The organism is Anoxybacillus sp. CHMUD, assembly GCF_013096965.1.
Classification (GTDB): domain Bacteria; phylum Bacillota; class Bacilli; order Bacillales; family Anoxybacillaceae; genus Anoxybacillus; species Anoxybacillus kestanbolensis_A.
The window spans coordinates 1-11,949 of sequence record NZ_SDLG01000031.1; the positions used below are offsets into that span (position 1 = coordinate 1).

General features: G+C 41.5%; 8 protein-coding genes, 1 pseudogene and 1 CRISPR repeat array. All 9 genes and pseudogenes read right to left on the reverse strand.

Features of this window, described 5'->3' with window-relative positions:
• Positions 1 to 127: 127 nt before the first annotated feature.
• Positions 128 to 319, reverse strand: a pseudogene (cmr5, locus tag ETB99_RS13985) (type III-B CRISPR module-associated protein Cmr5); the annotation flags it as partial.
• A 5-nt stretch (positions 320 to 324) separates the two neighbouring features.
• Positions 325 to 1,212 (reverse strand): type III-B CRISPR module RAMP protein Cmr4, encoded by an 888-nt coding sequence (gene cmr4, locus ETB99_RS13990; RefSeq protein ID WP_171700878.1) that lies wholly within the window; start codon positions 1,210 to 1,212, stop codon positions 325 to 327.
• Between the two features lies 1 nt (position 1,213).
• Complete coding sequence (gene cmr3, locus ETB99_RS13995) at positions 1,214 to 2,338, reverse strand: type III-B CRISPR module-associated protein Cmr3 (protein ID WP_309138157.1); 1,125 nt, start codon at positions 2,336 to 2,338, stop codon at positions 1,214 to 1,216.
• The gene (gene cas10, locus ETB99_RS14000) at positions 2,335 to 3,939 is read right to left on the reverse strand and encodes a type III-B CRISPR-associated protein Cas10/Cmr2 (RefSeq protein ID WP_171700879.1); all 1,605 of its coding nucleotides are present in this window, start codon (positions 3,937 to 3,939) and stop codon (positions 2,335 to 2,337) included. The genes cmr3 and cas10 overlap by 4 nt, the downstream gene beginning before the upstream one ends.
• Complete coding sequence (gene cmr1, locus ETB99_RS14005) at positions 3,936 to 4,826, reverse strand: type III-B CRISPR module RAMP protein Cmr1 (protein WP_171700880.1); 891 nt, start codon at positions 4,824 to 4,826, stop codon at positions 3,936 to 3,938. The genes cas10 and cmr1 overlap by 4 nt, the downstream gene beginning before the upstream one ends.
• A gap of 11 nt (positions 4,827 to 4,837) precedes the next feature.
• Positions 4,838 to 6,037 carry a CRISPR-associated protein gene (locus ETB99_RS14010; RefSeq protein WP_171700881.1) on the reverse strand — a complete coding sequence of 400 codons (1,200 nt, stop codon included), beginning with the start codon at positions 6,035 to 6,037 and terminating at the stop codon, positions 4,838 to 4,840.
• A 12-nt stretch (positions 6,038 to 6,049) separates the two neighbouring features.
• On the reverse strand, positions 6,050 to 7,774 hold the full coding sequence (csx2, locus tag ETB99_RS14015) for a TIGR02221 family CRISPR-associated protein (RefSeq protein WP_171700882.1): 1,725 nt from the start codon (positions 7,772 to 7,774) through the stop codon (positions 6,050 to 6,052).
• A gap of 136 nt (positions 7,775 to 7,910) precedes the next feature.
• A CRISPR array of direct repeats spans positions 7,911 to 9,739; the repeat unit is 30 nt; unit sequence GTTTCAATTCCTCATAGGTACGATACAACC.
• 441 nt (positions 9,740 to 10,180) lie between these two features.
• A complete protein-coding gene (locus tag ETB99_RS14020) occupies positions 10,181 to 10,414 on the reverse strand; it encodes a YrhC family protein (protein WP_253263650.1) in 234 nt (77 codons plus the stop codon).
• Positions 10,415 to 10,473: 59 nt separating this feature from the next.
• Positions 10,474 to 11,607, reverse strand: a complete 1,134-nt coding sequence (locus ETB99_RS14025; RefSeq protein WP_171700884.1) for a bifunctional cystathionine gamma-lyase/homocysteine desulfhydrase — start codon at positions 11,605 to 11,607, stop codon at positions 10,474 to 10,476.
• Positions 11,608 to 11,949 lie beyond the last annotated feature (342 nt).

Sequence of the window (11,949 nt, forward strand, 5' to 3'; positions counted from 1 at the left end):
TCAACTGTAAATACAGCTTGTTGTACCGTCAACATGCGATTCACCTCCTTGTCTATCAATATTCACATCATGGACAGGAAAAGCAAAAAATATTCAGCTCACTTTATGATGTGGCTGAATAGTTACCATATTCTTTCCCTTTTTGAAAACAAAAAGCAAGCGCTTGTCCAAAGCCGTTCACTTGAATAAGCGAAGGCATTTTTTTCACATAAGACCGATACGCCTTAAAATCTTTCACTCCGCCTTCTTTCGCTTTTTTTACTGCCTCAAACGCAAATGTAGCACGGCCATTTTCAATTCCAACACGTGTCGTTTTCATCCCTCTCACACCCCTAGCCAAATCGTTCTCATCATTCCGCGTCCTAATGTGCTATTTCCACCTAATTGAAATACTTCTGGGAACTTACGCTCACCTACTAAGTACGTATAAATTTGTTTGTCATCTTTTACACGTTCATCTTTTTTTCGCGGATTGCCGACATATAAAAAACTATAAAAAATTGTTTCTGGGGGCACGTTTTCTTCGTACCAAAGCGCCCCTTCGTCCACTGTTCCTGTTTCGTCATTAATTTTAATGCGCGCATTGACTTCTGTTGACAATTGAACAAAGTCAGCAAAATCATCATCGGACAACACAACGAGGCGATCGACAATAGGAATGCATACATGCACCCCGAGCCATTGTTCAATTCGTTGAGCGATCGCTTTTGTATTTTCATCCACTTGAACAGAAAACGTATATTCTTCGAGCACGAGTTCACTTTTGCCAACGAGCAGTTTCGTTGTGCTGCACGTATTTTCTTTCGGAACAGGGAGAGCAAGGGCGTCTTTTTTATGCATACTCATCTCATAGTTCCAACGTTGAATCACTTGTGGGCATGTCACCCAAGCGAAAACACCGCGCATCGATTTGACAGGGAAAAGAAGGATGCGTGCATCACTTAACGCGGTAGCACTTGCAACTGTATTATTGTCGTCACCTTTTTCTCCACCGAAAATGAGTTCTAGTTTTTTTTCTTCATCTTTGTTTCCATTTGCAGAAAGCTTCATATGGTAACGAAGCGCTCCTTTCAACGAAGAACTTTCGATTTTCGGAAATCCTGTATGTTTTTCGCGTTGGATCGGTAAGTCAACTAACCCAATTTCACTTCCGCTTCCTGCATGAACAGATGTAACTGCGTGCAATAAAAATGGTTGTACAATTGAATACATGTTATAACTCCTCCTTGCTTTCATTTGCGCTTGTAATCGTAGCGAAACCGAATCCTTCGTGTGCGTTTTCATCCGTAAAATGCATACCGTTTGCTAGTTCCATAAGATGCGGAATATGTTCTTCACTGTCGATTTCCACGTAAATGACAGAACCTGCTGGAATCATCGGCATGCGCTCTTTCGGACGGTGACGAACGATATCCCAGCCACCGTAAAGCTCTGAACGTCCGATTGCGCCTGCTAGCCACTTCACCTTGAGTCCATTCGGTAACGTTACATATTCTCCGTCAAATTGGCGCGGGCGAGCGCCACCTGCGAAAATTGCAGGGGAAAGAAATACGATTTTCGCTTTTTTCGTTTGACGAATGCGACTTGCTATTTTTTCTTTTTCCTTTTCATTCCACAATGAGAACGAATCATTTTGTTGCTGCACGACCCATGGACGATTTTCTCCACCGATGCGCGCAAACGAAACGTTTGAAAAATCAGGGGCGTTCTCAACATATGCCGCAAGCTCCCATCCATCGTGAAAACGGTAATGCGTCGCACGATATAGTTGGCCTTTCTCTGTTATCCGAGCATACGTGTTAAGCTGGATGCCCACTTTTTCTTCCGGAATAACGATGGAAGATAACGAGATAATGTCTGTCATTTCTCTTCCATCTAGCAACGCTTGTTTCCAATGTGTCATGCTTACACAATGATGTTTCGCGTCTTTCGTCTTCGCTCGTTTTGTCGCAATTAAACGCCACGGATTTGAAACGGATGATAGCCCGTTATCTTTTGATAGTTGAAGAGAGTGAGCTGATAGTTTACCATCTTCTTCGATCAATTGATAATCAAGCGGTAGCGGCAAAAACGGCTCATTTCGGTATAGCGTGCAATATTGGAGACGAAACTCTCCGTAATTCTCTGGTGTCCCCATCCACAGACGCACCTGTTCATTCGTCCCTTGTGCAAATTCGTCAAACGACGCATGAGCATGAATGTATGCTGCGCGCAACGCACCGTAAACGGTGCTTGGACGCGGTGGAAACATCGATTCCATCACCGTATGCTCCCCTGCTTCTGTCACGTGATGTGTTTTGAAAAAAAACGTGTCAATTGGTTGTAACGACAATCTCACTTTTTCTCCCCCTCCTTCCTTCTAAAAAACGTCAACATCTTTAACAAATATAAAAAGTCATATCCTGTTTTTGCTACGTCGTGCAATTTCATTAAATCTTCGACGTATGGACGAACATCGACATGTTTAGCTCCTTCACGCTTCGAGCGGTGTAATAAACGATAAAGCTCGAGACGAAGCATATCGTTTTCCTTCCACTTTCCTCCTTGCTCTAATAACGGGGAAAATGCCTCTAAAAAGCGATAAATAAACGTCGATGATAATGTCGTATGAAGCAAGTCGACGAATTTTAGTAATAATTGCGACGTTGTTTCATGTTCAATTTTCCATGGCAACACCGTTTCTAAAATCTCTCCTGCTCCCATATAAATCGAAAGAGCGAGCGCATCTTTTTCTTTTCGGTAGCTTTTCGCCTTTTTCTCTAATTTGCGCACCCCATCGAGCAACATATGAAGTGGTGCTTTTTTATGCCCGATAATCACGCCAAACGAAGCGGTTGCTTCCTTGCCAAGTCCCTTTTCTTGATCGCTAAACGCAAAGCGTAACTGTTCTGCGATTATTAACACTTTGTCAACAGGGACAAACGCAAGCACATCATCTCCGCCCGCATAAACGAGCTTGCCATCATGTTTTTCGACAATATGCGGAACATGTTGTTGCGCAAAACGCGCAAGTTTTTCACTCACTTCACTATACGCATGTTCTTTGTCGCCGCTAAACATTTTTCCCATGTTGTCTCCATCCATCATAATGATGGCATAATAGTTTCCGTGACCGATGTCCAATACAGAAGGGAATGGGCGGAATTTCGCTCCTGCTTGTTTAAACTTCTCCTCAAAATAAGAGCGAGCTGCGCGTTTTCCTAAACAAACGCCACATAAAAACTCTGAATCTTTAATTTTTCCTGTTTGTTTTTCTTCGTTTTCTCTGTACTCGTAAGCGCGTCTACTCCACGTCTTAACTAACTTTTGCTTAATCGTACCGTACCGATCATTCGGATGAATGTCATCAAGACAAAGCGCCTCTCGTTCTTTACAAACCGCGCAAACGAAACTTGTTTGCGGCACATATTCAAACGTTTTTTCGTTTTTTAACGCTCCAAGGCGTTTCTCTGCCTGCTCTCGCACCTTGTTAAATGGTTCATCTCCATACGGTTCAATCACCCAATATATTTCTAAAAATGAGAGAATTTGCTTTTCGGTTAAGCGCTTTAATTTTTCTTTTTCTTCGTCGCTTAAAGAATGAAACACTTCTTCGATCGCTTGAAAACAAAAGTCCGTAAAAATGTTGCGTACGCTTTGTTCCACTTCCTTTAACCGAGCGTATACTTGCTCTGCACTTCCTTGGACGATCGTAGTAAAACGGTTCGGAATGGATGCAATATGAAAGTTTTTTACATTTGGCTTATTTAACTCTTCTTTCGAAACTTTCGGAAATACCATTTCCGTTGTTTCATCCATTTGATACAACACTTTCATCGCTTCCCGTGCTAAATAAGAAAGAATGTAACTTCCGCTCCATAAATCTTCTGTTCTTCGCGCGGAAGCAATAAATGACTGCACAGGACCAATTGTAAAAATCACGACATGGCGGTTCGTCATAATTTCACCCCGACTATTTTCAAAAACTCGTCTCGTTGACGCTCATAGTTTTTATTCGTATATCGTTCATCATTTGCATCATTTGCTTTCACTTCTGTAATAATTGGATAGTATAAGTCACCCATTTTCCTTACGGTGCACCACAACGGCGAAGCCCACTTTTTCGGGCGCACGCGTCCAAGATCCCCACGACCGTTCGCTTCGTGCGACGCTTTCCCAAACTTGACTAATATACTTTGTGGAGATTTCTCTCCCTTTCCGACCCAAACGGCCGACAATACCGGATAGCTTGTTTTTACATCCCTTTTTCGCTTTACTACACATCCTTCATGGGAAAACGTAAACGCATCACTTACGCGCAACTGTTGAAGAATTTGTTGTAAGCTATGCGAAAATTGAGCAACGCTTTCCCATTGGTGCTCTGCCCATTGCATTGCACCAAATCCGCGCCGCGCCCGCTGTCCCATGCCAGCGAGATGAAGCATATATTGCACATACAAATCATACGTGTGCACGTACGGTTCATCGCGGTTGCGCGCTTGCATCGTTATCGTTACAGAGCAGCCGCTCGGAATCGCTGGAACAGCAGTCCCTTGTTTATGCGGAAGAACATTTTCTTTTTTGGCGCTCACCATCTCTTTTTCTAGCACAAAAGCAACAGGTGATTTTTGTTTGTTGATCATCGTTCCGCCAAACAACGTCTCTTCCTTTTTTAGCAATGTTTCATTGTTCCATTCTTCTTGAAGCGTCCGCCACCAATACCGCAACACACCGCGCCATGATGCGATGCGAAATTCCGCCTGTTGCTTCGGATTCGCCCCATGCATGGCGAGGGGGGTAATTAGTTCCATATCATATGACCGTTTGCAAATGGCTGAATGATTCATTATCTTTCCCCTCACTTATGTCCAACGATTATATTTGTAATGTCCTCAAATTCAGAATGCTGTTCATAAAGCCCGATTCCAGCAGCTGCTTCTCTTTCGTATTGAGCATGGTCAAACCATAAATAATTCGCAAAGAGTACATCTTCTTTTTCATCATACTGATAAGCGAGACGGAACACGCCCCCAGTAGATGATTTATATAAATAAAATTTCACCCTTTTTTGATCGAGTTTCTCGAATTCTTTTTCATGTTGCAAATTAAAAATGATTCCTTCTTCATACTTTAGTTTTTTCACAAATTGTTTAAGTTGATCTACAGCAAACTTCTTCCTTCCCTCCATCATTTTTATTACTTGTTTCGTTGCGAAATATTTTGTATCCAATAAATGTTTATATTTTTCATGTTCAAACAAAAATTCACCGAAAGGCGTCAAATAGACGTATCCCTCTTCTTGTTGGAATATGGATGAATAGGCTGAAATGACTTGTTTTTCTGGATGCGATAGTTCATCAATACATACAATATCGCGCTGACAACGTCTTAAGAGGGCAATATGCTTTTGTACAAACCCCTCATCAAGATGGATCGGAATAGGTGGAATTTCGTGTATAATTTGACTGTTTTCGTGTAAATAAGCAGTCGGATAACCTAAAAACGAACCAACAATATATCCGAGTGACGTCATTACTTTATATCCACCAATGGGAGCAAAGCACGTGGATGTTGGCTCTCCTTGCGACAACTTTTCACCGACTGCTTGCATATATTCCCCTAACGTTCGATTCATTTGCTTCGTTTCAGTTACGTCAATATTTACATATGAGCATCCAACCGTTGCAGAAAAATGTTCTTTAAACAAAGCGCTAAGCAATCGCTCCACAATTTTCCCACCAACAGTATTGGTCAATATAAGCTCTACACGTGGATGTTTCCCTAATTTCCCTTGTTTTTGTAGTTCATGCATCATCGAATATTCTGCACTTACAAAGTTTGGGGTTTCTTTCGCTTCTTTAAAATGTAGTTTCATTTCATCTATCCACTTCAAAATCGCTCTATCTATTTCTTCAGAAACGGTGTGTTTATTAAGCAATTGAGAAAATTCTCCTTCGCTCATCCCCAACTTATGAAGCAAATTTTCTTTTCTTTTTCCAAACACATTTGTTCTCATTAACGACGATACACCACATGTCATAACGATTGTTTGATACATCGGTTCTTCCCCTTAATGCTCTTCAATGATTATTTGTTCTCCAAGCACGTATGGGTTTGCTTGTTGCTCGTTTACAGGTCTTCGGTCTACTTGTGCGACATATTGGACGTGTTCGCCTTTTTCTTTTAACTTTGCCGCTATTTGTTGAACAACATATTGCATCGCCGTCGTACCACCTGTTAAATTCACAACAAAGCGCACACGATTGTCCGTTTCTATTGTATGAACGAACTGCTCCATATACGTTTTCCAACAATTGAAATCTATGTACGGATCTTCCATCACTACCACGTGAACGTTCCCATGAAAGTTGGCTTGTTGACAAACATCGTTCACTTGCTTCGCACTTTCTTTGGATGTTAATAGCCATATCGCTTGTGGTTGATTGTGCACAATAGCGCTATAAAGCAGCCCTTTGCTTAGTCCTAACGGAGTAATCAGAATTGTTTCGTTCGGTTCTTCCTTTATCGTTTGTTCTTCATGCCATGTTTTAAATTCTTTCCACAGCTGTTCATTTTCTAAAAACTGAAATAACTTGTAAGATTTAATTTCTTCTTCATAGAAACGATAAAAAACTTTTGGCGGCACATGATCTGTTCGGAAACTAAAATGTCCAAGATCGTTGCGATAATTTGTCAACCGATGAAGCTTTTCAGCAAGCTCTTTCAACAACGGATTGTGCAACTGTTTCTTTTCTTGTTGTTTTAACAATGTAGTAAGCAGTCGCTCTCCTTTTTTCCGTATCGGATCGTACCGGAATTCGCGATCATCCGGCATTGGCCCAATTTCATCAAGCACCCGTTCCAATATGAGCGAAACAATCATTTCTCGCAACATAATGAAACAATGGGAAAGTAAGTGGTGATCGCCATACCAAATCGCTAAATCGTAGTATGTATGCAATCGCGACTGTTTCGGGGCGATACGTTGAATATAGTTCACAAGCTGATGAAAAATGTAGCGGACAGGCGGCACGAACTGCTCAATTTCTTTTATCAATTGTTCTCTTTGTAATATACTTTCAGATTTTGCGAATAGGTCTGTGAATGATTTAATCCGTCCTGTTCTTAAATATGCACTGATATCGTTTACATAACTTCCGAATCGCTTCAGTTCATTTACCGCAATTTTTTGTTTTCGGAGCTGATTATGTAATGATTCAAGCAATGAACCAAGCGTTTTCGCATCACCAAACGCGATCAATTCATTTGCTGCCCGCTGCCATTCAGGAAGGTGGTGAACAAAAGGAGTTAAATCAAACGTCGGAGCAACAACGACTTCTTGTCCATTGATGTACTCTGCTTTTCTTGCTTCAAACGCTCCATAATATACCCCAGCAATATGTACTTGTTTCACGAATTTCAAATATTGCAAACTAATTGTTCCAACGAGCGGCAACGTCCGAAAGCCGTGCGTAATATCAAGGACGATAGAGTCATTTTCAAGCACTTGATCAGCGAGAATTGAAAAAATATTCCATAAATCTTCTTCTGTTTGCCCATCGGGAATGCGCACAGCATGCACTTTCTTTTCATCTACACCGTATCGGTTTAATTCGTCAAGCAACGGTGCTTCGTTTTTCTCTCGTGCCCCATCTGTCATAAATACGTATATTTCATCTGGTTGCAGTTCTTGAATAAGGACAGATAGAAAAAACTTTGCCGTATGCACACGCTCCCGAAAACGATACGTTGTTTCACAATAGTCATTCGCGCCGAGAAATGTTAGTAATTTCATCCCTTACCCACCTTTTCAAAAAATACCCTCATATTACTGATGATACAAACGAACTAGTTTTTGCGCAATACTTTTCTGAAAGTTGCAACAAAAAATTAAAAGCAGGGCATAAACATCCCTGCTTTTCAATACAAAAAACGCTATTCCTCATAGGTACGATACAAACCTCAAGAAGCAAAGGAAAAACATCTTGGAACGATGAAATTTCAATTCCTCATAGGTACGATACAACCGCCACAGTCATGGCATAGCAAGCGATCCGCGTCATCGTTTCAATTCCTCATAGGTACGATACAACCTGCTTTTTGTTCTTGTCCTTCTTTCGTTGCGTGTGGTTTCAATTCCTCATAGGTACGATACAACCGGCAAGACAGGCTTGTCTAGCCTCTCGCTTCGCCTGGTTTCAATTCCTCATAGGTACGATACAACCGCACAAATTTCTCGCACTCTCACGTTGTATTGCTGTTGTTTCAATTCCTCATAGGTACGATACAACCTGTCCTGCATGAATTGCGTAGCGTTCCACGGGTCTGCAGTTTCAATTCCTCATAGGTACGATACAACCCTCCAACTCGATCCAACCACCGTATTTCTTGTTGTATGGTTTCAATTCCTCATAGGTACGATACAACCACATGCCTGTTTCTTTAGTGAATTTGTTGGAAGCCCAAAGTTTCAATTCCTCATAGGTACGATACAACCTAACTAGTATTGAAGCGGTTTTTTCTTCCCTAAAGTGTTTCAATTCCTCATAGGTACGATACAACCCAGATAATGTAGTAGTAGTAAACGTACACCGTTTCTATGTTTCAATTCCTCATAGGTACGATACAACCATAGAAGAGCGTCGAGAGTGGATCCAAACCGAACTAGTTTCAATTCCTCATAGGTACGATACAACCTCGCAAGGGGACTATGCTAAATCGCAAGGGGATTATGGTTTCAATTCCTCATAGGTACGATACAACCTGCCGCAGTGGCAATAAATTGTTGAGTAGATGGCGAGTTTCAATTCCTCATAGGTACGATACAACCACAATCCAGAATATGTATTTGAGATTAGAAAAAAAGTTTCAATTCCTCATAGGTACGATACAACCTTTAGAATTGTTGATTTTGAGGTTGTCGATGCATAGTTTCAATTCCTCATAGGTACGATACAACCAAGACGATTGGCTTTTGCTTTCTGTATCTCTCGTTGAGTTTCAATTCCTCATAGGTACGATACAACCTTAATTTCCCCCTCATAGTGAATACCACGATCAGAGTTTCAATTCCTCATAGGTACGATACAACCTTTCAACCGCTCAAAGGTCTAGAACTTTCCAAACGCTGTTTCAATTCCTCATAGGTACGATACAACCCAAGAGACCCGAAAACAAATAAGCTGTTTTCACTCTAGTTTCAATTCCTCATAGGTACGATACAACCCAAAATCACTACACATTTTCATATAGATCAAAAGAGGTTTCAATTCCTCATAGGTACGATACAACCGAAAAGCGAGTATATTCCCGAAAATCCTTATACAGGTTTCAATTCCTCATAGGTACGATACAACCCATAGTCGCCCACTATTGCAATATAGCGGGCATAGCTGGTTTCAATTCCTCATAGGTACGATACAACCCAAAGCATAAACTTTCATCATTAGCAATCATCTCCCTTTTGTTTCAATTCCTCATAGGTACGATACAACCCAGACATTTTTCACAAAAGAAATAGTCAATCCTTGTCCAGTTTCAATTCCTCATAGGTACGATACAACCAGACGAAAGGGGTGCGGATTCGATGACTGAAATTGGTTTCAATTCCTCATAGGTACGATACAACCCTTGGGCTTGAGTGGGGTGGTGATTGGAAAGACTTGTTTCAATTCCTCATAGGTACGATACAACCGTTTGATTGTAGACGAAGCACCGTCTGACATTACTTGTTTCAATTCCTCATAGGTACGATACAACCCCCAAAAAAGCGTTGATAAATCAACATATGGAAAAGCTATACAACTTTATTATATATCCATCCGAAAATTCTGTCAATAACCTTGATGCGTTGATACGACTGAAAAATTCTCAAAAATAAACTGTCGTCGATCCCCTGGGGTTTTTGCAAGATTGGAGGTCGACGACAGTTGTGAATGTATTCACAAGTAGTTGTTTTATAAAAAACAGTCTCCTGTTTAGAGACTGTTTTATGCTTCGGCGTTCACTTCCGCGATAATAACAAAACCGATGACAGCTGTAATGACTAAGCCTGTAATCATCCACATCATCATGCATTCCCCCTTTACCCATTTTCTTTTATTTTACACGTTTTTAGTTCGTTCGAAAATGGGGTTTACGCTTCTTCTTCTATTTTTCTTACGTCGTAGACGTCGACGAATCAGTATTGAACGTTTGAAGTTTACGCTTCTTCTTCTATTTTTCTTACGTATACATTTGAGCGGTGGGAGAAAAAAATAGAGGCGAGCATGAGAATAAACACTGCTCCGAGCACAAATGGTCGCTTCGCTTCATCTATCGCATCTGGAATCCACGTACCTATATATAAAAATACGCTAAGCGCAAATAAAACGAGACTGTATGCTTTGTAGTCACGCGCTTTTCCTAACCAATGTTGCTTTTGTTCATCCAACATAACCGTCCTCCTTCCTTCTTTCAATGTATCATAGAAAAGAAAAAAGGGGGCGATGTAATTTATGCCAACGCTTGTGCTAAATCTTCAATTAAATCATCCGCATCTTCTAAGCCAACAGAAATGCGAATGAGACCATCGGTAATGCCTAGTTCATCGCGACGTTCTTTCGGGATGGAAGCGTGCGTCATTTTCGCTGGGAGGGAAATTAAACTTTCCACCGCTCCTAAACTTTCCGCTAGCGTAAAGTAGCGGACGCGCGTGAGCACTTGTTCTGCTTTTTCGGCGCTGCCAACGTCAAATGACACCATGCCGCCAGAGCCGCGCATTTGTTTTTTCGCTACGTCATGATTTGGGTGTGACGGAAGCCCAGGATAATACACGCGTGTAACAGCTGGATGATTCGTTAAAAATTCAACAATTTTGCGTGTATTTTCCTCATGTTCTTCCATGCGAATGCCAAGCGTCTTGATGCCACGCATTAATAACCATGAATCTTGCGGACCGAGAATGCCACCTGTCGAGTTTTGGATGAAGTGCAAGTCGGTCGCAAGTTGTTCGCTATTAACGACGACAAGCCCAGCAACGACGTCGCTATGACCGCCTAAATATTTTGTTGCGCTATGAATGACGATATCTGCACCAAGCGCAATTGGCGTTTGCCAATATGGTGTGCTAAACGTGTTATCGACGATCGTTAGTAGTCCATGGCGTTTCGCAATCGCTGCTGCCTCTTGGATGTCTGTAATTTTTAAAAGCGGATTCGTTGGCGTTTCAAGATAAATCGCTTTCGTATTTGGTTGAATATGCGCTTCAATATTCGCTAAATCGCTCGTATCGACAAATGTCGATTCAATGCCAAGACGGTTCAACACTTTCGTCATGACGCGGTATGTGCCACCGTATACATCGTCAGTTAAAATGACGTGATCGCCGCTGTTGAACAACATCATAACCGCTGTAATAGCTGCCATCCCAGAACTAAACGCAAAGCCAGCATATCCTTCTTCCACATCTTTAATAAGCTCCTCTAGTGCATGCCGTGTTGGATTGCCGGTACGTGAATATTCGTATCCTTTATGCACACCGACCGCTTCCTGTTTATACGTGCTCACTTGATAAATTGGAACAGAAACAGCCCCTGTATGCACATCCCCAGCAATGCCACCATGAATCAATTTCGTTTTTCTTCTCACGTTACATCCCGCCTTCCTGAACCTCCCGATGGCTAAAGCCACGGGGTTCTTGTGTACTATAGAGCTTCTTCCATACCTTCGCATGGACACTGACTCTAATTCCACAAGACTTTCATGGGCAAACACCTTACTGGTGCTTATCGCCCTGTGCGCCCGATTCAAGACGCTTTTTATCATTTAAATTCCCATACTACTTACGACACATGAATGAAGATGAAGTCGTTTGATTTCTTCATCATGCAGTCGAATAAATTGATCCCATCTCTCTAAACATTTGTGTCTATCTATTTCTTTTCGATTGTCTTTCACATTCATGATTAAAAATGCGCTGTATAAATCTCG